The following is a 23,602-nucleotide window of genomic DNA, read 5'->3' on the forward strand; positions in this document are numbered from 1 at the left end:
CGGAAAGTTGAACTGACATGGTGACCATTCTCGACACGATCAATCCAGACGCAAAGCGCGTACGGCATCCGGAAAAGGCGCATCGCCCGGATACGGAGGTTCTGCGCAAGCCTGAATGGATTCGTGTGAAGGCGCCGAACTCGAAGGGCTACGCCGAGACCCGCTCGATCGTGAAGGAGCACAAGCTCGTCACCGTCTGCGAAGAGGCGGGCTGCCCCAATATCGGTGAGTGCTGGGACAAGAAGCACGCTACCTTCATGATCATGGGCGAGATCTGTACGCGCGCCTGCGCCTTCTGCAACGTCGCGACCGGCAAGCCGAACGCACTCGACATGGCCGAGCCGGAAAACGTCGCGAAGGCAGTCAAGCAGATGGGCCTCAGCCACGTCGTCATTACCTCGGTCGACCGTGACGATCTGGAAGATGGCGGCGCCGAGCATTTCGAAAAGGTCATCTGGGCAATTCGCGCCGCTTCGCCGCTGACGACGATCGAGATCCTGACACCCGACTTCCTGAAGAAGCCCGGTGCCCTGGAGCGGGTCGTCGCTGCCAAGCCCGACGTTTTCAACCACAATATGGAAACGGTCGCCGGCAACTATCTGACGGTTCGCCCGGGTGCCCGTTACTTCCATTCCATCCGCCTGCTGCAGCGCGTGAAGGAACTGGACCCCACCATGTTCACCAAGTCGGGCATCATGGTCGGGCTCGGCGAGGAGCGCAATGAAGTGCTTCAGCTGATGGACGACCTGCGGACCGCGGATGTCGACTTCCTGACAATCGGCCAGTATCTGCAGCCGACCCGCAAGCATCACGCGGTCATGAGCTTCGTCACGCCGGAAGAATTCAAGTCCTATGAGACGGTCGCCTACACCAAAGGCTTCCTGATGGTGGCTTCGAGCCCGCTGACCCGCTCCTCGCACCATGCCGGCGACGACTTCGCCCGACTCAAGGCTGCGCGCGAGAAGAAGCTGCTGATGGCAGCGGAGTAAGAGCTTACCCCTTGTTTTTGATGGGACCGCGGCGATTTTCGCCGCGGTTTTTCTTTGTGCGGTTCGCTGTCATCATCAGGTCACACGAAGCAGTTAGCCAGCACGCCGCTCTTCGCACGTACACCTGTCCGCGAAGGCGTTCTTTCGAAAGCGAGTCTGCCATGCATCAAGTGACGACGTCGCCTGAACCCATTCGCGCGGTCTCTGTTGCGGAGGCAGCCGATATAATTCCCAATGCCGAGCGCATTCTGATTTTCGGCTGCTCCGGTACCGGCAAGTCGACACTTGCCCAGGCGCTCGCGCGCCGTTTTCACCTCACTTATGTATCCATGGACCGTGATATCTTCTGGCTGCCCGGCTGGAAGCTGCGTCCGCGCGAAGAATTTGTCCAGCGCATCCGCGATGCCGTTGCCGGCGAACGCTGGATCATGGACGGCAACAGCCCCGGCACACTGCCTATTCGCTTGGCGCGTACCGATATCGTGCTTTGGCGCCGTCCGCCGCGCAGCGTCGCCGTCAGCAGTGTGCTCCGGCGCTGGTGGAAATATTACGGCCAGACCCGGCCGGAAATGGCGCCGGGATGCCCTGAGAAGATCGACCTGAAATTCCTGCAATATATCTGGACCTTCGAAAAGCGGGAGGCTCCGCAATTCGAGGCGATACTGGCAAGCCACGGCCGCGGCATCCCGGTGCTGACACTCAGGTCTTTTCAGGAGAGCGATGAACTTCTTTCCCTGTTGCCGGCTGGAAACGACTAGAGGAGCGGAGGGATGGAGCGGCAGACCGACGCAACGATCAACTATGTCGACGCCTTTGCCGCCGGGCAGATTCGTGACGCGAGACGCATCTTGGTCATCGGCTGCTCGGGCGGCGGCAAGTCGACGCTTGCTCAGAAACTGGCGCGCCATTTCGACCTGACCTATCTGTCGATCGACAGTGATATCCTCTGGCTGCCAGGCTGGGTGGAACGCGGCAAGGAAGAACAGCGCCAGCGGATCGTCGAAAGGATTGCCGGCGAGCGCTGGATCATGGATGGCACCAATCCGTCCACTTTCGATATCCGCTTGCCGCGCACCGATATCGTCATCTGGGTGCGGATGCCGCGCCTGCTTTGCGTCTGGGGAGTCGTGACCCGCTGGCTGAAGCACATCGGCCGCACACGCCCGGAAATGGCACCCGGCTGCATCGAGAAGGTCGATTGGCAGTTTCTGGAGTTCATCTGGACCTTCGAGAAGAAATTCTCGCCGCGCGTGACATCAGCCATTGCGGCCCACGGACCGCATGTGCCCGTTTTGCAGGTGAAATCCCGCCGCCAGATGCGAGCGCTTCTTGATCTTCTCGGTGTCCCGGCTTAACTGCGCTTCATGCCGCAATTCGAAACGCATCGCCCTGTCCCGCACACGCCCGACCAGATGTTCGACCTGGTGTCAGATGTCGAACATTATCCGGAATTTCTGCCGCTCTGCGAAGCCCTGTCGGTGAAGAACCGCAAGGAGCGCGACGGCAAGGAACTGCTGATCGCCGACATGACGGTCGGTTACAAGGCGATCCGCGAAACCTTCACGACCCAGGTCCTGCTCAACAGGGCCGAGCGCGTCATCGACGTCAAATATATCGACGGCCCGTTCCGCTACCTCGACAACCGCTGGCGGTTCGTCGAGGCGGAAGGCGGCGGCTGTACGGTCGATTTTTTCATCGACTATGAGTTCAAGAGCCGCATTCTCGGCGCGCTCATGGGGTCAATGTTCGACAGGGCCTTCCGCATGTTCACGGACGCCTTCGAAAAACGGGCAGCAACGATCTACGGCTGATAGAGCCTTTCCTGGTTAGATTGAAGCATTCTGTTGGCTCAAACGGAGTCGGCCGGTCGATCAGGCGGCCCGTTTCAGCCAACCCCGGTGGTTTGCCTGCAAACCAGCAAGGGCCGGGCATCTTTCCGCCAGGATCAGAAGCGACCGGCTCGGACGTACCACGAGGTATGCCCTTCGCCCGCTTCTGATCCTGACGAAAACCTGCTCCGGCAGAATGCTTCAATCTAACCAGGAAAGGCTCTTGGTCAGCGATCGAAGAAATGGTCGAAGATCTGTGTCGCGGGATAGGCGTAGGAGCCACGGTCGATGAAGCTGTAGCGATAGAGGCAGCCCCTGAGCGCCGCGTTGTAGATCAGGCTGGTGGTATCAGGCGATCCGCGATAGCCCAGCGCTTCCGGCTGGCAGCGGCGGAGCGCATGGTCGTATTTGCGCAGCAGAATGGGATCGGAATCCACCCGCACGCCACCATAAACCTGATAGTTGGACGGTGCTTCAGCCGCCGAAACGCAGGCGAGGCTCAAGACGACACCGATGCATGCCAAGTATCTCATTTGACCGTTCCTTCAAAACCGGTTTTTGCCTACACGCGGCAGAAACTGAAATTCCTGCGTTTTGTTCCTTCACTCAGTATCACGCAATTTCAATAACCATTTGAAGTGCCGTCCGGATTGTTGCCAGGCGGATTTCCGTGCGGCCAATGTCGCCGTAAAGCATCTTACGATGGACGAGCTTACCCGAACGTGATTTCGCCGCAAGATGCACCAGCCCGACGGGCTTTTCCGGCGATCCGCCGCCAGGGCCGGCGATGCCTGTCACAGCGACCGCAAGGTCGGCGCGCGAGCGAAAGAGGGCGCCATGCACCATCTGCCGGGCCGTCTCCTCTGAAACCGCGCCGAAACGGATGAGCGTCTCTTCCTGCACGCCGAGCATCTGCATCTTGGCCACGTTCGTATAGGTCACGAAGCCACGGTCGACGACAGCAGACGATCCCGAAATTTCCGTGAGCGCGCCGGCAATCAGTCCGCCGGTGCAGGACTCTGCCGTCGATACCATCAGACCCGCAGCCGTGAAATTGTGGATGATGTTTTCCGCCATCGAAGTGATATCTGCGGGAAACAGGCTCATCGCTTCCTGCCTCCATAGACGACGGTTGCCGTTGCGATAGCGGCGATCCCCTCGCGGCGGCCGACGAAACCGATCGTCTCGTTGGTGGTGGCTTTCACCGAGCAGCGCTCGATGTCGATACCGAGGAATTCCGAAAGATTGGCGCGCATGGCTTCGCGATGCGGACCGACCTTCGGCGCCTCCGCAATCAGCGAGACGTCTGCATTGGTGATGGTACCGCCATGATCGCGCACGATCTTTGCTGCATGTTCGATGAAGATGCGGGAAGGGGCACCTTTCCATTGCGGATCGGATGGAGGGAAATGATCGCCGATATCGCCGGCGCCGCAGGTGGCAAGCAGCGCATCCGTCAGGGCATGCAGCGCCACATCGGCATCCGAATGGCCCTTGAGCTTCTGGTCATGCGGAATGAAGACGCCGCAGAGCGTTACACCGTCGCCGGGCTCGAGCTGATGCACGTCATAACCGTTGCCAGTGCGCACATCCGGGATACGGGCGTTTGAGAGCTTGTCGTCGGCCATGGCTATATCGCTTCTGACTGTCAGCTTGACGTTGGTCGGTGCGCCCTCGACGATGGTTACAGGAATATCGAGCCACTCGGCAATTGATGCGTCGTCGGTGAAATCCGTCCTGCCGCTGGCGGCTGCCTTCTCATGCGCCTCGAGAATGGTGGCGAAATCGAAGGATTGCGGCGTCTGGGCCGCATAGAGCTGATCGCGCGGGATGGTCTTGACCACGATCCCGTCGCTGCCGGCCTGCTTCAGCGTGTCAGCGACCGGCGTTGCTGGAAGAACCGCGGGCGCGCCGGCCGAAAGCGTATCGGCGATCCGGTCGAGAAGCTGGTGATCGACGAAAGGGCGCACCGCGTCGTGGATCAGCACGTGGCTGATGCCCTTATCCCTAAGATGTCGCAGGCCCGCCAGCACCGACTGCTGTCGGGTCGCGCCACCATGAACCGTCTCGATCGGCGTTGCGGAGATGACGTGTCGGGATGCTCTGGCAAAAAGCGCTTCGTCATCGGGGTGGATGACGACGACGATGTGCGTTGCCGCTTCCCATGTCATGAAGTTTTCAAGCGTATGAACGATAACCGGCTTGCCGCCGACCATCCGGTACTGCTTGGGGCCTTCCTCGTGTGATCCGGCGCGTTCACCGCGGCCCGCCGCAACGACGACAATTCCAGCCGATATCGGTTGCTTAGTATGCATTTGCAGCATAAATCCCTGAAATATGCGGAATGGATGTCAGTTGCTCTATCGTCTTGCTCGGACCTTTTCCAGCATTTGCCCAAAAAATATCAATTCGGTCTCGACCCTCTTGGCAAGCCGTAGAACTATGGCTAAAAATAATGCAGTTACATGGTGTGCCTGAAAGATAATCATTTGATTTCCAAGGACCTCGCAGCGCCTTTCCGAATCGGACCCGTGTCCGTGCGGAACCGCGTTGTGCTTGCGCCGATGTCGGGTGTCACGGACATGCCGTTCCGCGAACTTGCCTGGCGCCATGGCGCAGGCCTCGTTGTCACCGAAATGGTAGCAAGCCGGGAACTGGTGAATGATACCGCCGAATCCTGGGCGCGCCTGCGGGCCGCCGGTTTCCGTCCGCATATGGTGCAGCTCGCCGGTCGTGAGGCGCACTGGATGGCTGAAGCATCCAAGATCGCGGCCGATCATGGCGCCGATATCATCGACATCAACATGGGCTGCCCGGCCAAGAAGGTCATCGGCGGTTATTCCGGTTCGGCGCTGATGCGCGATCCGGATCATGCGCTTGAACTCATCGAGGCGACCGTCAAGGCAGTCGATATCCCCGTCACGCTGAAGATGCGCCTCGGCTGGGACGAGAATTCCATCAACGCACCACATATCGCCAAGCGCGCCGAAGAGACTGGCATTCAGCTCATCACCATCCACGGCCGCACCCGCATGCAGTTCTATGAAGGCAGGGCGGATTGGGATGCCATCCGTCCCGTGCGCGATGTCATCTCCGTGCCGCTGATCGCCAATGGCGATGTTGAAACGGCTGAGGATGCGCAGGAGATCCTGCGCCGCTCGGGCGCCGATGCTGTCATGATCGGCCGCGGCAGCCAGGGCAGGCCGTGGCACGCCGGTGTTCTGGCAGGTGCTCGCGAACCCGCGCGTGAGGAGATCGCTGCCATTGCCGTCGAGCACTATCGCATGATGCTGGAATTTTATGGCGAGGCCGTTGCCGTCAGGCACGCCCGCAAACATCTCGGATGGTATCTGGAGCGCTTTGCGCCGGGTCTTCCGGGCGAGCAAAAGGCTGCGATCATGACATCGCGCGATCCTGATGATGTGATTGCCCGCTTCGGCGATGCGATAGCGGCAGGTGCAGTAGAGCGGCGGGAGGCGGCATGAGCACGGACGGCACAGCTTCTTCCGAGAATCCAGTCAACGCTATGGCAATGGCGGTGCTGAACGCCATCCAGAACCCCGTCGTCATGGTGGATGAGGGCGGTTTCATCGCTTTTGCGAACTGGGAAGCCGAGGCCTTCTTTGGCGCCAGCGCTGCGCATCTCTCCCGCTACCGCATCTCGACCTTTATTCCCTTCGGCAGCCCGCTTCTGGCGCTGATCGATCAGGTGCGCGAACGCAAGGCGCCGGTCAACGAATACCGCGTCGATTTGAGCTCGCCGCGCCTCGGCCAGGACAAGCTCGTCGATCTCTATGTTGCGCCTGTCATTGCGGAGCCGGGCTCGGTCGTTGTCGTCTTCCAGGAGCGGTCGATGGCAGACAAGATCGACCGGCAGCTGACACATCGCGCGGCCGCCCGCTCGGTCACGGGTCTTGCCTCCATGCTCGCACATGAGATCAAGAACCCACTCTCCGGTATCCGCGGCGCTGCCCAGCTTCTCGAACAGTCCGTCATCGATGACGACCGTGCCTTGACGCGGCTGATCTGCGACGAGACGGATCGCATCGTCTCGCTGGTCGACCGCATGGAAGTTTTTTCCGACGAGCGCCCTGTTGACCGCGTACCGGTCAATATCCATTCCGTGCTCGATCATGTGAAGGCCGTTGCCAAGGCAGGCTTCGCCCGCAATATCCGCGTGACCGAGAATTACGACCCGTCGCTGCCGGCCGTCTACGCCAATCGCGACCAGCTCGTGCAGGTCTTCCTCAACCTGGTGAAGAACGCTGCCGAAGCGGTCGGCGACCGGCCGGATGGCGAGATCATCCTGACCACGGCCTATCGCCCCGGTATCCGTCTTTCGGTCGCCGGCACGCGTGAGAAAATCTCGCTGCCGCTGGAATTCTGCGTCATCGACAATGGTCCCGGCGTGCCGACGGACCTCTTGCCGCATCTCTTCGATCCCTTCATCACCACCAAGCCGAATGGCAGCGGTCTCGGCCTCGCCCTGGTTGCCAAGATCATCGGCGATCATGGCGGCATCATCGAATGCGACACCCAGAACAACCGCACGATTTTCCGCGTCCTCATGCCGGCCTCAAAGGATGCCTCGCTTGATGACGCCGCTATTGCAAGCTCGACAGGACCCAATCGATGACAGCCACGATCCTCGTTGCCGATGATGATGCGGCCATCCGCACGGTGCTCAATCAGGCCTTGAGCCGCGCCGGTTATGATGTGCGCATTACTTCTAATGCCGCGACGCTGTGGCGCTGGGTTTCGGCCGGTGAGGGCGATCTCGTCGTGACCGACGTCGTCATGCCGGATGAGAATGCCTTCGATCTTCTGCCCCGCATCAAGAAGGCGCGACCGGACCTGCCGGTTCTCGTCATGAGCGCGCAGAACACCTTCATGACGGCGATCAAGGCGTCGGAAAAGGGCGCTTATGACTACCTGCCCAAGCCCTTCGACCTGACGGAACTGATCGGTATCATCAGCCGGGCGCTCGCCGAACCGAAGAGAAAGCCGGCCAAGCTCGACGACGACACACAGGACGGCATGCCGCTCGTCGGCCGCTCGGCGGCGATGCAGGAAATCTACCGCGTTCTCGCTCGTCTCATGCTGACGGACCTGACGCTGATGATCACCGGCGAATCCGGTACCGGCAAGGAGCTCGTCGCTCGCGCGCTGCATGATTACGGCAAGCGCCGCAACGGCCCCTTCGTGGCCATCAACATGGCGGCCATTCCGCGTGACCTTATCGAGTCCGAGCTCTTCGGCCACGAGAAGGGCGCCTTCACTGGCGCACAGACCCGCTCTACCGGACGTTTCGAACAGGCCGAAGGCGGCACGCTTTTCCTCGATGAAATCGGTGACATGCCGATGGATGCCCAGACGCGTCTTCTGCGCGTTCTGCAGCAGGGCGAATATACGACCGTCGGCGGCCGCACGCCGATCCGCACCGATGTGCGAATCGTTGCTGCGACCAACAAGGATCTGAAGCAGGCGATCAATCAGGGCCTCTTCCGCGAAGACCTCTACTACCGCCTCAATGTCGTGCCGCTGCGCCTGCCGCCGCTGCGCGACCGTGCGGAGGATATTCCCGATCTCGTCCGCCATTTCGTCCAGCAGGCCGAAAAGGAAGGCCTCGGCTCCAAGCGTTTCGATCAGGAAGCGCTGGAACTGATGAAGGCCTATGCCTGGCCCGGCAACGTGCGCGAGCTGGAAAACCTCATCCGTCGCCTGATGGCGCTTTATCCACAGGATGTCATCACCCGCGAAATCATCGACGCCGAGCTTCGCTCCGATGTTCCCGATAGCCCGATCGACAAGGGTCCGATCCGCAGCGGTTCGATGACGATTGCCCAGGCGGTCGAAGAGAATATGCGCAGCTATTTCGCCAGTTTCGGCGAAAACCTGCCGCCGCCCGGCCTGTATGACCGCGTACTGACGGAAATGGAATATCCGTTAATACTTGCGGCATTGACGGCTACCCGCGGCAACCAGATCAAGGCTGCCGATTTGCTGGGGCTAAACCGCAATACGCTTCGCAAAAAGATCCGTGAACTCGGCGTTTCCGTCTACAGAAGCTCGCGTACCGCCTGACCTTCGAACTTGACATTGTGGCAAAGTGCGTTGCATTTTCGCCACAATGCGTTGCTTAAAGGTCACGCATAGGGTTTGGACATTCGCCCACGATCGAGTCGTTTGAACGCCGGTTTTTCGCAAACCGGCGTTGGTTGGGCTTCTCGTTGGGCGCGACGGCACTGCCGTCCGAAGAGAGGCTGAATGGACGAAGAAGGGGCATCGCCGGAAACGGCGAACGAGGCGGTGACTACGGTGACCGATCGTCGTGCCCTGTTTGCCGTACCCGGTCTGGTGCTTGCCGGCGGTGCGTTGGTGTGCGCAACCGTCACGCTCTTCGTGCTGCTCGGCGTGACGCCGATTGCGCCGACCTCACATGTCGTCATCGGCTCCGTCGTCATCAATTCCTTTTTCGTCCTCGGCCTGATCGCGCTGATCGGTCGCGAAGTTGCGCGGCTTTTCAAGGCGCGCACGCGCGGCCGCGCCGCTGCACGCCTGCATATCCGGATCGTCGTGCTCTTCTCGATCGTCGCGATCACGCCGGCGATCCTTGTTGCGATCTTTGCCAGTATCACGCTGAATGCCGGCCTCGACCGCTGGTTTGCTCTGAGAACCCAGGCGATCGTCAGCTCGTCCCGCAATATCGGCCAGGCCTACATGCTGGAAAACGCCAGCTATCTGCAGGGCCAGACGGTTTCGATGGCAAACGATCTCGAGCGTAACCGCGCGCTCTACAGCCTGGACAAGACCGGCTTCGGCGAGTTGATGACCCGTCAGGCAAGGGGCCGCGGCCTGCTCGGCGCCTTCCTTGTCGAGCGCGATGGCTCGGTCATCGTCCAGGCCGATATCACCACGGAAAAGCCGCTGCCCGCCATCCCGCAGGATGCGCTGGAAAAGGCGGCCGCCGGCCAGCCGACGCTGATCCCGCCCGGCGTCACCAATCTTGTCGGCGCCATCATCCGGCTCGAGTCGATCTCCGGAACCTTCCTCTACACGGTGCGCGCAGTTGACCCCAAGGTCATGAATGCCATGCGCATGATGGAGGAGAACGCCACCGAATACCGTTCGATGGAAGCTGGCCGCGTTTCCCTGCAGATCGCCTTTGCAGTGCTCTACATCGGCTTTGCTCTGATCGTGCTGCTCGCGGCGATCTGGACCGCAATTGCAGTGGCCGACCGCATCGTGCGGCCGATCCGCCTGCTCATTACCGCCGCCGATAGCGTCGCGTCCGGCAATATGGATATCGTCGTGCCTGTCCACGCTGTCGATGGCGACGTTGCCAGCCTGTCGCGCACCTTCAACAAGATGATCTCGGAGATCCGCACCCAGCGCGACGAGATCCTCGAAGCGAAGGACGAGGTGGACGATCGTCGCCGCTTCATCGAGGCGGTGCTGTCGGGTGTCACTGCGGCCGTCATCGGTGTCGAACAGGACCGGCGCATTACCATCGTCAATAGTTCAGCCGAGGCGCTGATGGCGCTGCATGCTGATGAATTGCTTGGCAAGCAGCTGTCGGAAGTAGCACCCGAAGTGGATCAGGTGCTGACGGAAGCCGCTTCTCGCTATCGTGGCGATTTCCGCAAGCAGATCGCGCTGGTGCGCGGCGGTACAGTGCGCACGCTGAGCGTTCAGGTGACGCGCGAGGAAGTGCGCGATCTGAGTGAATCCTACGTCATCACGCTCGATGACATCACCGATCTCGTCATCGCCCAACGCTCCACCGCCTGGGGCGATGTCGCCCGCCGCATCGCTCACGAAATCAAAAATCCGCTGACGCCGATCCAGCTGTCGGCCGAGCGTATCCAACGTCGTTACGGCAAGCAGATCGACGAGAATGATCGCGCCATTTTCGACCAGTGCACGGACACGATCATCCGCCAGGTCGGCGATATCGGTCGTATGGTCGATGAATTCTCCGCCTTTGCCCGCATGCCGAAGCCGACCAAGGAACCGAGCGATCTGCGCGCTATTCTTCACGATGCGATTTTCCTGCGCGAGATGGGCAACAACCACATCGCCTTCCAGCAGGAACTCGGCGAGGAGCGGCTGGAAGGCATGTTCGACAGCCGCATGCTGGGTCAGGCCTTCGGTAATCTCATCAAGAACGCTGTGGAAGCGATCGAGGCCGTGCCGAGCGAGGAACGCGAAGCGCGCAAGATCCTCGTCCGCGCCTCTCTGGATGAAGCGCGCGACCGCTTCACCGTCGATATCATCGACAATGGCCGCGGCCTGCCTGTCGAGAACCGCCACAGCATTCTGGAGCCCTATATGACGATGCGCGAGAAGGGCACCGGCCTCGGCCTCGCCATCGTCAAAAAGATCATCGAAGAACATGGCGGGCAGCTCGAACTGCACGATGCACCCGCAGATTTTGACCAGGGAAGAGGGGCCATGATCCGCGTGCATCTGCCACGCCGGGATGTGGCCGCTGCCCCGTCAGCCAGTGACAAGGAAAGCGTTTATGGCCTCTGATATTCTCGTCGTCGACGATGAGCATGACATCCGCGAGATCGTTGCCGGTATCCTGTCGGATGAGGGTCACGAAACCCGCATGGCGCATGACAGCGACAGCGCGCTGGCGGCAATTTCCGATCGCGTGCCGCGTCTCGTCTTCCTCGATATCTGGATGCAGGGCAGCAAGCTCGACGGTCTCTCGCTTCTCGACGAGATCAGGACGCGCCATCCCGAGCTTCCCGTGGTGATGATTTCCGGCCACGGCAATATCGAGACGGCTGTCTCCGCCATTAAGCGCGGCGCCTTCGACTTCATCGAGAAGCCGTTCAAGGCCGACCGCCTGATCCTGATCGCCGAGCGCGCGCTGGAAAATTCCAAGCTGAAGCGCGAAAACGTCGAGCTGAAGCGCCGCGCCGGTGATGCACTGGAGCTGATCGGCACCTCGGTCGCCGTTTCGCAGCTGCGCCAGACGATCGAAAAGGTCGCGCCCACCAATAGCCGTATCATGATCTTCGGCGCATCCGGTTCCGGCAAGGAATTGGTGGCGCGCATGATCCACAAGAAGTCGACGCGCGCCAACGGCCCCTTCGTGGCGCTCAACGCCGCCAACATTACGCCGGACCGCATGGAAGTGGCGCTGTTCGGCACCGAGGGCGCGCCGGGGCAGGCGCGCAAGATCGGCGCGCTGGAAGAGGCTCATCGCGGCATTCTCTATCTCGACGAAGTCGGCGAAATGCCGCGCGAAACGCAGAACAAGATCCTGCGCGTGCTGGTCGATCAGCAGTTCGAGCGTGTCGGCGGCTCCAAGCGCGTGAAGGTCGATGTGCGCATCATTTCCTCGACCGCCTACAATCTGGAAAGCCGCATCGCCGAGGGCTGGTTTCGCGAGGATCTCTATCATCGCCTGGCCGTGGTGCCGGTGCGCGTGCCGCAGCTTGCCGAGCGCCGCGAGGACATTCCATTCCTCGTCGACCAGCTCATGCGCCAGATTTCCGAACAGGCCGGTATCCGGCCGCGCCGCATCGGCGACGACGCCATGGCCGTGTTGCAGGCCCATGACTGGCCGGGCAATATCCGCCAGCTGCGCAACAATATCGAGCGGCTGATGATCCTTGCCCGCACCGACGGCCCGGACGCGCCGATCACCGCGGATATGCTGCCGACCGATCTCGGTGACATGCTGCCGAAGGTCTCGGCCAAGAATGACTACCACATCATGACGCTGCCGCTGCGCGAAGCCCGCGAGATGTTCGAGAAAGATTACCTGATCGCCCAGATCAACCGCTTCGGCGGCAACATCTCACGCACGGCCGAATTCGTCGGCATGGAGCGCTCCGCACTGCACCGCAAACTGAAGTCGCTCGGCGTCTGATTTTTATCCGGCGCGGGCTCAAGTCGCGCCGGTTCCCTCCTTTTGCCCCAAGCAGGTTTTCCCAAGCAGGTTTTCGATGCCAAGAATTGCCTATGTGAATGGACGCTACGTGCCGCATTCCAACGCCATGGTGCATATAGAGGATCGTGGCTATCAGTTCGCGGATGGCGTCTATGAGGTTTGTGAGGTCCGTCACGGCCTGATCGTTGACCTGACCCGGCATCTGAACCGTCTTGACCGTTCGCTCAGTGAACTGCGGATCGCCTGGCCGATGAGCCGTGCGGCGCTGACGCAGGTGATTCGCGAGACGCTGCGCCGCAACCACGTCCGCAACGGCCTTTTCTACCTGCAGGTGACGCGCGGCGTTGCCCGCCGGGATCATGTGTTCCCCGCCGAAAGCACGCCGCCATCGATCGTCGTGACGGCCAAGAGCACCGATCCGTCTGTCATTGCCAAGAAGAATGCCACTGGCATCAAGGCGATCACCGTTCCCGACAATCGCTGGGATCGCGTCGACATCAAGACGGTCGGGCTGCTGTCGAATGCGCTTGCGCGCCAGCAGGCTAAGGAAGCCGGTGCCCAGGAAGCGATTTACGTCGATGCCGATGGCATGGTGAAGGAAGGGGCTGCGACCAATGTCTGGATCGTCGATGCCAACGGTACGCTGGTAACGCGGCCTGCCGAACACGGCATCCTGCGTGGCATCACTCGCACGACTCTGATCGATGTCGCGGCCAAATTGGGGGTTGATATCGTCGAGCGGAAATTCTCCGTTTCGGAGATGATGGCCGCTCGCGAGGTCTTCATTACCGCAGCCACAAGCATTTGTTTTCCAGTGGTTTCCATTGATGGACACGCAATTGCGAATGGTCATCCCGGAAGCCTCTCGCAGAATATTCGGGAAGCCTTTTTCGACGTTGCGGAAAAGATTACGATTTGATACCAAGATTTGCTGGACAGGTGGAATGAGGGTGCCGCCTGCCTTGCTGGTGAGGTTGATTGATATTCTACCGGCTTGATCAGGTCGGCAATAAAGAAAGAAGCGGCGCGATGGCGGAACGTTCTCAGAATCTGCAGGACTTATTTCTCAATACTGTACGCAAGCAAAAGATTTCCCTGACAATCTTTCTGATTAACGGCGTCAAACTCACGGGCGTTGTCACTTCCTTTGACAATTTCTGTGTTTTGCTTCGCCGTGACGGCCATTCGCAGCTCGTGTATAAACACGCGATCTCGACCATCATGCCTGGTCAGCCAATGCAGATGTTCGAAAGCGAAGAAGCAGCTTCCTAACCAAGGCCAGCCGTCATTTCGACACGCGATACAAAGAACGATTCCATCATCCCTGAGGCAGCCAAGCACAGGGATGATATGCGCGCGACCGTCGTCGTCCCCGTGCTCAAGTCGCGCTCGCGTGGTGGGCAGACCGAATCGACATCGACCCGCACTCCCGAAAGCCGTCTCGACGAAGCGACGGGCCTCGCCCAGGCGATCGACCTCGATGTCGTCAACGCTTCCATCGTGTCGGTCAGCGATCCGCGCCCGGCAACTTTGCTCGGCACCGGCAAGATCGAGGAAATCAAGCATCTGCTTGACGAGCGCGATTCCGGACTGGTCATTGTCGACCATCCGCTTACGCCGGTGCAACAGCGCAATCTCGAAAAGGAATGGAACGCCAAGGTCATCGACCGGACGGGCCTGATCCTCGAAATCTTCGGCCGCCGCGCCTCGACCAAGGAAGGCACGCTGCAGGTCGATCTTGCGCATCTGAACTATCAGAAGGGCCGGCTGGTCCGGAGCTGGACCCACCTTGAACGCCAGCGCGGCGGTGGCGGCTTCATGGGTGGTCCGGGTGAAACCCAGATCGAAGCCGACCGACGCCTGCTGCAGGACCGCATCATCAAGCTCGAGCGCGAGTTGGAGCAGGTGGTGCGCACTCGCCAACTGCACCGCGCCAAGCGCAGGAAGGTGCCGCATCCGATCGTGGCGCTCGTCGGCTATACCAACGCCGGCAAATCGACGCTGTTCAACCGCATCACCGGGGCAGGGGTTCTGGCCGAAGACATGCTCTTCGCGACGCTGGATCCGACACTGCGCCGAATGAAGCTGCCGCATGGCCGCACCGTCATCCTGTCCGATACCGTCGGTTTCATCTCCGACCTGCCGACCCATCTGGTCGCCGCCTTCCGCGCGACCTTGGAAGAGGTGCTGGAAGCCGATCTTGTCCTGCATGTCCGCGACATGTCTGATGTGGACAATCAGGCCCAGAGCGCCGACGTGCTGCGCATCCTCAACGATCTCGGCATCGATGAGGCCGAAGGCGAGCGCCGCATTCTCGAAGTCTGGAACAAGATCGACCGGCTGGAACCCGAAGCCCATGACGCCATGGTGCAGAAGTCCTCCGGCATGAAGAATGTCATTGCCGTTTCCGCCATCAGCGGCGAGGGCGTGGACAGGCTGATGGATGAAATCAGCCGCCGTTTGTCCGGCGTCATGACGGAAACGACTGTCACACTGCCGGTCGACAAGCTGGCGCTGCTGCCCTGGCTCTACGACCATGCCGTCGTCGGCAGCCGCGAGGATAATGAGGATGGCTCCGTGACATTGGACCTGCGTCTATCTGAGACGGAGGCTACCGAGCTCGAGCGCCGGATCGGCAATGGTCCGAAGCCTGCAAAGGAAGACTGGGAGCGGTAATCCCGTTCGGGCGGAGTTTCACTCCGCCCCGGCTACGACAGCCCGCTCGATCGCCTTGGCCGCCTGCCAGATCTCTTCCATCCGTTCCAGACTAGCTGCCTCCAGGCTCTCACCTTCTGCATCAAGAACCGTCTCGATATGATTGAATCGGCGCCGGAACTTCGTATTCGTACCACGAAGCGCCTGCTCCGGATCGGCCTTCACATGCCTGCCGATATTGACGACGGCGAAGATTAGGTCGCCGAGTTCGTCGCTGACCTTTGATTTATCGCCCTCACGCAGCGCAATACGCAGCTCGTCGACCTCTTCCTCGATCTTGTCGAGAATCGGTTCGGGTGCTGACCAGTCGAAGCCGACCTTGGCGGCACGTTCCTGAAGCTTCAACGCTTCTGTCAGCGCCGGAAAGCTGCGTTGCACCGAGCCGAGGAAGCCCGTCTTGAAATCTTCCGTGATGCCACGTAGCGCTCGGCGCTCCATGCGCTCGCGCTTTTCTGCCTGCTTGATCTCGTCCCACTGCTTCTTCACGGCGTCGGGCGTATCCGCATCCGAACGGGCAAAGACATGCGGATGGCGACGGATCATCTTGCGGGTAATGGCTTCCACCACATCGCCGAAGGAAAACTCGCCGGCTTCTTCGGCCATGCGTGCATGAAAGACCACTTGCAGCAGCAGGTCGCCGAGTTCATCGCAGAGATCGTCCATATCCTTGCGCTCGATCGCGTCGGCAACCTCGTAGGCTTCCTCGACCGTATAGGGCTTGATGGTCTCGAAATTCTGCTCGATGTCCCACGGGCAGCCGGTCTCGGGATCGCGAAGCGCGGCCATGATCTCGATCAGCCGCGAAATGTCTTTCGAAGGTTCCATGGTCTCTCAGCTCAGCGGAATGTCATTGGCGCTCTTGGTGGCCTGATAGGTATCGGAGAGCGCGGCATAGCGCGACTTGATCCGCGCTGTCTGCGCCTTGAGTTCAGCCTTCAGCGCAGCATCCTCGGTCTCGACGAGATCGGCGATCGCAAAGCTCTTCCAGAAGACGTTCTGCCGCCTGTAGCCGCCGGGCTCGAGCCCGAAGACTTCCTTCAGAATCTTCAGATCGTGCGGGATCGCAAAGCTGTCGCGCGAATCTTCGTGGCTGAAGAAATAATAGAAATTATCGAAGCCGGCCCAGGTGATCGCCGACATGCACATGGTGCAGGGTTCATGCGTGGAGAGAAAGATCAGGTCTTTCGTCGCCGGCTTGTCGTTGAGCTCGTAGAAGCGCTTCAGCGTATGCACTTCGCCGTGCCAGAGCGGGTTTTCGAGCTCGTTATTGGTTTCTGCGACGACAAGCGCAAGATCGGATTTGCGCAGGATCGCTGCCCCGAACACCTTGTTGCCAGAAGCGACCCCAAGTTCAGTCATCGGCAGGATGTTATCCTCCATGACCTGCAGAAGGCGGGAGGTGATTGTCTTTTCCTGCATGAAATTCTCCTGTTTCACCTATCTTATCGCCCGACGGAATGAAGCGGAACGCATAAGTCCAGCGCCGGGGACTTTGCCACAAGCTTTATCGCTTCATCCTTTGGGCAAAAAGCTGCGATAACGGCTCAAGATATGTGGTTTTTGCGCCGCACGGGTCAGTTTTCTCAAATCATTGATCAACCGGGTAAAAGAATACGCGACTGGCCGGCCTTTGGAATTCTGTTTCTTCATTCGCCTGTCCGGAGAATGCATATTCGGAGAACTTCGAAGTGGATTGAGAATGCCTCCCAGGACTGAACAGCTTTCGGTATTTCCCGCCTTCTTTCGCGTGGAAGGTCGGACTGCGGCCGTTTTCGGCAATGGCGATGAAGCGTTCGCCAAGGTCCGCCTGCTTTTGAACACGCAGGCGCGCATTATCGCGCATGCCGATCACCCGGAAGCCGATTACCACGCTTTTCTGATTGCCAATCGCATCGAGACTGTTCGCGAAGCTTTTGCGCCCGAACAGGTCGAGGGTGCCGTACTGGTGTTTGCGGCAACCGGTGACGCCGAACAGGATCGCCGTATAGTTGACGCAGCCCGGGCCGCGAAGATCCCGGCCAATGCCGTCGACCAGCCCGATTATTGCGATTTCTACACGCCGGCTCTCGTCAATCGTGCGCCCGTTGCCGTTGCGATCGGCACCGAAGGGGCAGGGCCGGTGCTCGCGCAGATGATGCGCGCCCAGATCGATCAGCTCCTGTCACCCTCGCTTGGCCGTCTGGCGGCGCTGGCGACCAGCTATCGCAAGGCCGTCGAACACATCGTTCCCCGTGGCGTTTCCCGCCGCATCTTCTGGCGCAGTTTCTTTTCCGGCCCAGTCGCCGATGCTGTCGCTAACGGCAACCTGCCGCAGGCTCGCCGCGCCGCCAATGGTCTGTTGCGCTCGCTGGATCGCGTTGAAGGCCATGTTTGGCTGGTCGGCGCCGGTCCCGGTGCCGAAGATCTCCTGACCTTGCGCGCCCAGCGCGTGATGATGGAGGCCGATGTCATCGTCTATGACGCGCTCGTGCCGCAGGCAATCGTCGATATGGGCCGCCGCGATGCCGAGCGTCTTTCGGTCGGCAAGCGCAAGGGCTGCCATTCGAAGTCTCAGGAGGAGATCAACGATCTCTTGGTCGATCTCGGCCGCCAGGGAAAACGCGTCGTGCGCCTGAAGAGCGGCGATCCCCTGGTCTATGGCCGGGCAGGGGAAGAGATGGCAGCGCTACGCGCCGCCGGCATTTCCTATGAGATCGTGCCCGGCATCACCTCCGCCTTTGCCGCCGCTGCCGATTTCGAGTTGCCGCTGACGCTGCGCGGCGTTGCCTCATCGCTGGTCTTTACAACCGGACATGATCTGACCGGCGACGTTCTGCCGGATTGGGCGAGCCTTGCCGTGTCGGGCGCCACGATCGCTGTCTATATGGGCCGTACCGTCGCGGCCTCTGTTGCCGAACGTCTGATGCAGGCCGGCATTCCGTCGGAAACCACAGTCGCTGTCATCGAAAATGCCAGCCGCGCCGACCGCCGCCTGTTGCACGGAATCCTGCGCGATCTTCCAGACCTGCAGCATCGTAACGAGTTGACGGGACCGGTCATGGTCATTATCGGCGATGCGGTCGCAGGCGCCAATTTCGAACTGTCCGAACCGCTGGTGCGTGAACGCATCCGGTTCGATGAACTTGCAAGGAGCTGACATGGTAGACAAGGTTCTGACCGCCAACCGCCTGACGGACGGCGTTGCCGTCTGGCTGAACGCAAATGGCGAATGGGTGACCTCGTTGCAGGAGGCGCTCGTCGCCCGCCATGCCGAAGCCGTCGCTGCCCTCGAGGAGATCGGCAAGAAATCCTATGCCGACAACAAGGTCGTTGACGTTGCTGTCGTCGAAGTTCAGGAAACCAACGGCCAGCTCTGGCCGCTGCGTCTGCGCGAGCGCATTCGCGCCCAAGGCCCGACCATGGAATATGCGCCTGGCTACAAGCCGGCCGATCCAGAATTCATTGCAGTCTGAGGAAGACGATGTACCGTTACGACGAATTTGACCACGCCTTTGTCGCTGAGCGCGTCGAGCAGTTCCGCGATCAGGTTCAGCGCCGCCTTTCCGGCGAGCTGGCCGAGGACGCATTCAAGCCGCTGCGCCTGATGAATGGTGTTTATCTCCAGCTTCATGCCTACATGCTGCGCATCGCTATTCCCTACGGCACGCTGAGCTCACGCCAGCTGCGCATGCTCGCTCATATTGCCCGCACCTATGACCGCGGCTATGGCCACTTTACCACGCGCCAGAACCTGCAGTTCAACTGGCCGAAGCTGTCGGACATGCCGGATGTGCTTGCCGAATTGGCAACGGTCGAGATGCACGCCATGCAGACCTCGGGCAACTGCATCCGCAACGTGACGGCTGACCATTTCGCCGGTGCTGCTGCCGATGAGGTTGCCGATCCGCGTCCCTATGCCGAAATCCTGCGCCAGTGGTCTTCCGTCCACCCGGAATTCTCCTTCCTGCCGCGCAAGTTCAAGATTGCCGTGACCGGCGCCGAGCGCGACCGCGCCGCCATCCAGGTCCACGATATCGGTCTGCATCTGAAGAAAAACGACAGGGGCGAGATCGGCTTTGCCGTCTATGTCGGCGGCGGTCAGGGCCGCACGCCGATGGTTGCCAAGCTGATCCGCGACTTCCTGCCGGAAGAAGATCTTCTGTCCTACACGACCGCCGTCATGCGCGTGTATAACCTGCATGGCCGCCGCGATAACAAGTACAAGGCCCGCATCAAGATCCTGGTCCACGAGACCGGTGCCGAAGAGCTCGCCCGTCAGGTGGAGGTCGAATTCGCGCAGCTGAAGGATTCCGAACTGAAGTTGCCGGAACAGGACGTGCAGGCAATCACCGCCTACTTCGCGCCGCCGGCCCTGCCGGAACGTGCCGAGGGCTGGGAAAACCTTGCCCGGTGGAAGAAGGCCGATTCAGCCTTCTCGCGTTGGGTGCAGCAGAATGTCCAGCCGCATAAGAACCCCGATTACGGCATGGTGACGATCTCGCTGAAGCCGATCGGTGGCATTCCGGGTGATGCGTCGGACTCGCAGATGGATGCGATCGCCGATATCGCCGAAGAATATGCCTTCGACGAGATCCGCGTCAGCCACGAGCAGAACCTCATCCTGCCGCATGTCGCTCTCGCCGACCTCGAAGCCGTCTATCGTGGGCTCGTGGCGATTAATCTGGCGGAAGCCAATGCCGGCCTGATCACCGATATCATTGCCTGTCCGGGGCTGGACTATTGCGCGCTCGCCAATGCGCGCTCCATTCCGCTCGCCCAGGAAATCTCCCGCCGCTTCGGCGATGCGGCGCGTCAGGCTGAGATCGGCGAGCTGAAGATCAAGATCTCCGGCTGCATCAATGCCTGCGGCCACCACCATGTCGGCCACATCGGCCTTCTGGGCGTGGAAAAGAAGGGTGCCGAACTCTACCAGATCACGCTGGGCGGTTCCGGCGACGAGCACACCTCAATCGGCGAAATCATCGGCCGCGGCTTCGAGCCGGACAAGGTGACGGATGCGATCGAAACGATCGTCGACACCTATCTGCGCCTGCGTCTCGATCCCTCGGAAATCTTCCTCGCCGCCTACCGCCGCGTCGGCCCGCAGCCTTTCAAGGAAGCGCTCTACGGCTCGGCAGCGGAAGCGGCATAAGGAGGGGATGATGACGAAGATCTGGAGAGAAACCGGTTTTATCGAGAATGATCCCTGGGTGATCGAGACCGACGAGGTGAAGGCGACGGGCGATCAGAAGCCGCTGCTGACGCTCGACGAGCTGATCGCCAAGGCGGATGAGAGCAATGATGTCGGCTTGGGCGTGGTCATCAGGCCGGCGGACGATGTCTTGAAGCTCGAGCCCTATCTTTATCGTCTGGAGATCGTGGCTGTCGCATTCCCGGCCTTTAACGATGGCCGTGCTTTTAGCCATGCCTCGCTGCTGCGTCAGCGCCTCGGTTACACCAACGAGCTGCGCGCCGTTGGTGACGTTTTGATCGATCAGGTGCCGCTGATGCTGCGCGTCGGCATCGACAGTTTTGCGGTCACCAATGAGACGGCGATCCGCCGCCTGTCGGAAAAGCGCCTGCCGTCCATTCCGCATCATTATCAGCCGGCGGTGCGTGACGCCGAAGCCGGCAAGGGCTATAGTTGGCGCCGTCAGGCAAAGCCGGCCGCCTGAGGCTGCCGGATCTGCCGTCTTTTTGATGACGGAACGATAGCATGAGCAAATTCGAAGTGGCGGTGATCGGCGGCGGTCTCGCCGGCATGATCGCCGCAGTCGCCTTGGCGCGCGGCGGTCGCAACGTGGCGCTGGTCGCCCCTCCATCCCCTAGGGAAGATCGCCGCACGACGGCGTTGATGGACCAGTCGATTCGCTTTCTGGATCGCCTGACACTTTGGGAAAGGCTTCGCCCGGCAGCCGCACCACTCACCTGCATGCGCATCATCGACGGCACCAACCGCCTGCTGCGTGCGCCGACGACGACCTTCCGCTCCGCCGAAGTCGGGCTGGATTCCTTCGGCTATAATTTCCCCAACAAGGCATTGATGGATGTGCTCGAAGCTGCCGTGGCCGCTGAGGGCAATATCACCCGTTTCACCGACATGGCCGAGACGATCGGTATCGCTCCGGAATCTGTCACGATCACACTCGCAGGCGGCGAAGAGATTACTGCCGATTTCGCCATTGGCGCTGATGGCCGCAAATCGAAGCTGCGGGAGACGGCCGGCATCGATGTGCGCACTTGGTCTTACCCACAATCGGCCATGGTGCTGAACTTCGCCCACACGCTGCCGCACCAGAACATCTCCACAGAGTTCCACACCGAGCACGGCCCCTTCACCCAGGTACCGCTGCCGGGCAACCGCTCCAGCCTCGTTTGGGTACAAAATCCCTCGGATGCCGCAGCCCGCGTCGAACTGTCGCTCGCCGAACTCGGCAATGTCGTGGAAGAGCGCATGCAGTCCCTGCTCGGCAAAGTCATTGTCGAGGAGGGCGTGCAGATCTGGCCGCTGTCGGGCATGATGGCGCATCGCTTTGGCAAAGACCGGATCGCACTGATCGGCGAGGCCGCACACGTCTTCCCGCCGATCGGCGCCCAAGGCCTGAACCTCAGCCTTCGCGATATCATGGCGCTGACCGATCTTCTCTGCGCGCGCGCGGAATTGCCTGTCGCCGCCGATGCCGGCACAAGCTTCGACCGCAAGCGCCGCGCCGATATCATGACGCGCACCGCAAGCGTCGATCTTCTGAATCGTTCGCTGCTCTCCGATTTCTTGCCGGTACAGGTTCTACGCGCCGCAGGCCTGCATGTCCTCTCAGCCATTCCGCCGCTGCGCAATATCGTCATGCGCGAAGGCATCGAACCGGGGCGCGGCCTCCGCGATATTCCGGATGCGATCAAGGAACGGCTGAGCCGGAAGAAAGCCTGATTTGTTGCAATAAATCGGCTGAGCCTGGCGCTCAGCCGATTTGCATAAGGATCGGAAAGGTCTGCTGGAACCAGATCGCGACATTGCTGACCCAGCCAAGCAGGAAGGCAAGCCCCGTCAGCACAAGGAAGACGCCCATGATCTTCTCCACTGTGCCGAGATGCCGGCGGAAGCGCGACAGGAAGCGCATGAAGGCCCCGGAAAAGCCGGCAGCGATCCAGAAGGGCACGGCAAGGCCGAGCGAATAGACGGCAAGCAGACCCGCACCTGAGCCGACCGTTTCACGCGATGCGGCAACGCCGAGGATTGCCCCGAGCACCGGCCCGATGCAGGGCGTCCAGCCGAACGCGAAGGCAAGTCCCATGATATAGGCGCCCGTCAGCGTCGCCGGCTTGCCGTTGCCTTGAAAGCGCGCTTCCCGCGCCAGCAGGCCGATTCGGAAAAGCCCGAGAAAATTCAGCCCCATAACGATGATGATCAGGCCGCCGATCTTGGAGAGCAGATCGAGGTGCTGGCGCAGCACCATGCCGATGGTTGAGGCACCGGCGCCGAGCGCCACGAAGACGGTCGCAAAGCCAAGCGTGAAGAAAAGCGCCGAGAAAAGCACGCCGCGCCGCACATCCGGTGCCGCAGCAACCGTGCCGCCGCCGCGGAACTGCTCGACCGAAATGCCCGCCATATAACAGAGATAAGGCGGAACGAGTGGAAGCACGCAAGGCGACAGGAAGGAAAGCGCTCCGGCAAGCAGCGCGCTCCAAAGGGAAATATCGGCAATCGACACGCATTCTCTCCGGCAGCAGTCTGAGCGATGTTCCTAGCGCCGCAAAGGGGTGATTGCCAATCACCTTTTTGCGCTGAGCGCAGTCGGCCGGATCTCCAAATTGCCGCAGGCCTTGAGGCAGCTCCGTCCATCCCAACACGGGACAGGGCATGTGGATATTAACCGCGCGCAAACCATCTTTGGCTCTGTGAATGGATCGACTCGGGCATGACCGGTGGTATTGCCCGGCATTTGCAGGCACCCCACTGCGAATGCCGGGAGGTCCGGCCGGCGGACATACGAGACCGACGCCGGATCTCTCGCTACTCTATCCGGCCTGTTGACTACGGCGGCCGAGAGCAAGCTTGTGATGTCGTTTAGTTGCGATGACTGCTTGGTGCTGGTATGCGCTACAGCATCGGCCCGAAAATCGGAATCGATTTTCGGAAAGCCTGATGCGTAGATTCAAGGAGTTAGAGCGTCCTTTGTGCG

Annotated in this window: 23 protein-coding genes; 17 read left to right on the plus strand and 6 right to left on the minus strand. The window is 60.6% G+C overall.

Annotation, left to right across the window (positions count from 1 at the left end; all coding sequences use genetic code 11):
* Nucleotides 1-17 precede the first annotated feature (17 nt).
* The 4 genes from lipA (at nt 18) to PMI11_RS24280 (ending at nt 2,800) form a co-directional block, all read left to right on the plus strand.
* Nucleotides 18-989 (plus strand): lipoyl synthase, encoded by a 972-nt coding sequence (gene lipA / locus PMI11_RS24265; protein ID WP_007822462.1) that lies wholly within the window; start codon nt 18-20, stop codon nt 987-989.
* 161 nt (nt 990-1,150) lie between these two features.
* Complete coding sequence (locus PMI11_RS24270; RefSeq protein WP_007822463.1) at nt 1,151-1,747, plus strand: hypothetical protein; 597 nt, start codon at nt 1,151-1,153, stop codon at nt 1,745-1,747.
* Between the two features lie 12 nt (nt 1,748-1,759).
* On the plus strand, nt 1,760-2,344 hold the full coding sequence (locus tag PMI11_RS24275) for a hypothetical protein (RefSeq protein ID WP_007822464.1): 585 nt from the start codon (nt 1,760-1,762) through the stop codon (nt 2,342-2,344).
* 9 nt (nt 2,345-2,353) lie between these two features.
* On the plus strand, nt 2,354-2,800 hold the full coding sequence (locus PMI11_RS24280) for a type II toxin-antitoxin system RatA family toxin (protein ID WP_007822465.1): 447 nt from the start codon (nt 2,354-2,356) through the stop codon (nt 2,798-2,800).
* A gap of 245 nt (nt 2,801-3,045) precedes the next feature.
* Here the strand turns inward: PMI11_RS24280 and PMI11_RS24285 are convergent, their stop codons facing one another.
* The 3 genes from PMI11_RS24285 to PMI11_RS24295 all read right to left on the minus strand — a co-directional run bounded on the left by PMI11_RS24285 (nt 3,046) and on the right by PMI11_RS24295 (nt 5,142).
* Complete coding sequence (locus PMI11_RS24285; protein ID WP_007822466.1) at nt 3,046-3,351, minus strand: hypothetical protein; 306 nt, start codon at nt 3,349-3,351, stop codon at nt 3,046-3,048.
* Nucleotides 3,352-3,430: 79 nt separating this feature from the next.
* Nucleotides 3,431-3,925 (minus strand): CinA family protein, encoded by a 495-nt coding sequence (locus PMI11_RS24290; protein WP_007822468.1) that lies wholly within the window; start codon nt 3,923-3,925, stop codon nt 3,431-3,433.
* Nucleotides 3,922-5,142, minus strand: a complete 1,221-nt coding sequence (locus PMI11_RS24295; RefSeq protein ID WP_007822469.1) for a bifunctional 2-C-methyl-D-erythritol 4-phosphate cytidylyltransferase/2-C-methyl-D-erythritol 2,4-cyclodiphosphate synthase — start codon at nt 5,140-5,142, stop codon at nt 3,922-3,924. Before PMI11_RS24295 ends, PMI11_RS24290 begins: the two co-directional genes overlap by 4 nt.
* Before the next feature lie 141 nt (nt 5,143-5,283).
* Here PMI11_RS24295 and dusB point away from each other — a divergent pair, with 141 nt between their 5' ends.
* The 8 genes from dusB (at nt 5,284) to hflX (ending at nt 15,404) form a co-directional block, all read left to right on the plus strand.
* Entirely contained in the window at nt 5,284-6,303 is a 1,020-nt protein-coding gene (gene dusB, locus PMI11_RS24300; RefSeq protein ID WP_007822471.1) for a tRNA dihydrouridine synthase DusB, read from the plus strand.
* Nucleotides 6,300-7,454 (plus strand): two-component system sensor histidine kinase NtrB, encoded by a 1,155-nt coding sequence (locus tag PMI11_RS24305; RefSeq protein ID WP_007822473.1) that lies wholly within the window; start codon nt 6,300-6,302, stop codon nt 7,452-7,454. The genes dusB and PMI11_RS24305 overlap by 4 nt, the downstream gene beginning before the upstream one ends.
* Nucleotides 7,451-8,902, plus strand: a complete 1,452-nt coding sequence (gene ntrC / locus PMI11_RS24310) for a nitrogen regulation protein NR(I) (RefSeq protein WP_007822475.1) — start codon at nt 7,451-7,453, stop codon at nt 8,900-8,902. Before PMI11_RS24305 ends, ntrC begins: the two co-directional genes overlap by 4 nt.
* A 183-nt stretch (nt 8,903-9,085) precedes the next feature.
* Nucleotides 9,086-11,353, plus strand: coding sequence for a sensor histidine kinase NtrY-like (locus PMI11_RS24315; protein ID WP_007822477.1), 2,268 nt, complete (start codon nt 9,086-9,088; stop codon nt 11,351-11,353).
* The gene (locus PMI11_RS24320) at nt 11,343-12,707 is read left to right on the plus strand and encodes a nitrogen assimilation response regulator NtrX (RefSeq protein WP_007822479.1); all 1,365 of its coding nucleotides are present in this window, start codon (nt 11,343-11,345) and stop codon (nt 12,705-12,707) included. The genes PMI11_RS24315 and PMI11_RS24320 overlap by 11 nt, the downstream gene beginning before the upstream one ends.
* Nucleotides 12,708-12,783: 76 nt before the next feature.
* Entirely contained in the window at nt 12,784-13,647 is an 864-nt protein-coding gene (locus PMI11_RS24325) for a D-amino-acid transaminase (RefSeq protein ID WP_007822481.1), read from the plus strand.
* Nucleotides 13,648-13,757: 110 nt separating this feature from the next.
* Nucleotides 13,758-14,000 (plus strand): RNA chaperone Hfq, encoded by a 243-nt coding sequence (gene hfq / locus PMI11_RS24330; protein WP_003539403.1) that lies wholly within the window; start codon nt 13,758-13,760, stop codon nt 13,998-14,000.
* Nucleotides 14,001-14,078: 78 nt separating this feature from the next.
* Entirely contained in the window at nt 14,079-15,404 is a 1,326-nt protein-coding gene (gene hflX / locus PMI11_RS24335; RefSeq protein ID WP_007822483.1) for a GTPase HflX, read from the plus strand.
* A gap of 18 nt (nt 15,405-15,422) precedes the next feature.
* Here hflX and mazG read toward each other — a convergent pair whose 3' ends face one another.
* Nucleotides 15,423-16,268 carry a nucleoside triphosphate pyrophosphohydrolase gene (gene mazG, locus PMI11_RS24340; RefSeq protein ID WP_007822485.1) on the minus strand — a complete coding sequence of 282 codons (846 nt, stop codon included), beginning with the start codon at nt 16,266-16,268 and terminating at the stop codon, nt 15,423-15,425.
* A gap of 6 nt (nt 16,269-16,274) precedes the next feature.
* The gene (locus tag PMI11_RS24345) at nt 16,275-16,862 is read right to left on the minus strand and encodes a nucleoside deaminase (protein WP_007822487.1); all 588 of its coding nucleotides are present in this window, start codon (nt 16,860-16,862) and stop codon (nt 16,275-16,277) included.
* A 280-nt stretch (nt 16,863-17,142) separates the two neighbouring features.
* Here PMI11_RS24345 and cysG point away from each other — a divergent pair, with 280 nt between their 5' ends.
* Genes cysG through PMI11_RS24370 form a run of 5 tightly spaced genes read left to right on the plus strand, consistent with a single transcriptional unit; the run spans nt 17,143 to nt 22,350 of the window.
* Nucleotides 17,143-18,579, plus strand: a complete 1,437-nt coding sequence (cysG, locus tag PMI11_RS24350) for a siroheme synthase CysG (RefSeq protein WP_007822489.1) — start codon at nt 17,143-17,145, stop codon at nt 18,577-18,579.
* Nucleotide 18,580: 1 nt separating this feature from the next.
* The gene (locus PMI11_RS24355) at nt 18,581-18,895 is read left to right on the plus strand and encodes a DUF2849 domain-containing protein (protein WP_007822491.1); all 315 of its coding nucleotides are present in this window, start codon (nt 18,581-18,583) and stop codon (nt 18,893-18,895) included.
* A gap of 8 nt (nt 18,896-18,903) precedes the next feature.
* A complete protein-coding gene (locus PMI11_RS24360; RefSeq protein ID WP_007822493.1) occupies nt 18,904-20,574 on the plus strand; it encodes a nitrite/sulfite reductase in 1,671 nt (556 codons plus the stop codon).
* 10 nt (nt 20,575-20,584) lie between these two features.
* On the plus strand, nt 20,585-21,097 hold the full coding sequence (locus PMI11_RS24365) for a DUF934 domain-containing protein (RefSeq protein ID WP_007822494.1): 513 nt from the start codon (nt 20,585-20,587) through the stop codon (nt 21,095-21,097).
* Between the two features lie 41 nt (nt 21,098-21,138).
* Nucleotides 21,139-22,350 carry a UbiH/UbiF family hydroxylase gene (locus tag PMI11_RS24370; protein ID WP_007822495.1) on the plus strand — a complete coding sequence of 404 codons (1,212 nt, stop codon included), beginning with the start codon at nt 21,139-21,141 and terminating at the stop codon, nt 22,348-22,350.
* Nucleotides 22,351-22,381: 31 nt separating this feature from the next.
* Here the strand turns inward: PMI11_RS24370 and PMI11_RS24375 are convergent, their stop codons facing one another.
* Nucleotides 22,382-23,131: a cytochrome c biogenesis CcdA family protein gene (locus tag PMI11_RS24375; protein ID WP_007822496.1), complete on the minus strand. Its 750-nt coding sequence runs from the start codon at nt 23,129-23,131 to the stop codon at nt 22,382-22,384.
* Nucleotides 23,132-23,602: the final 471 nt, after the last annotated feature.

This window comes from Rhizobium sp. CF142 (assembly GCF_000281145.1).
GTDB lineage: Bacteria > Pseudomonadota > Alphaproteobacteria > Rhizobiales > Rhizobiaceae > Rhizobium.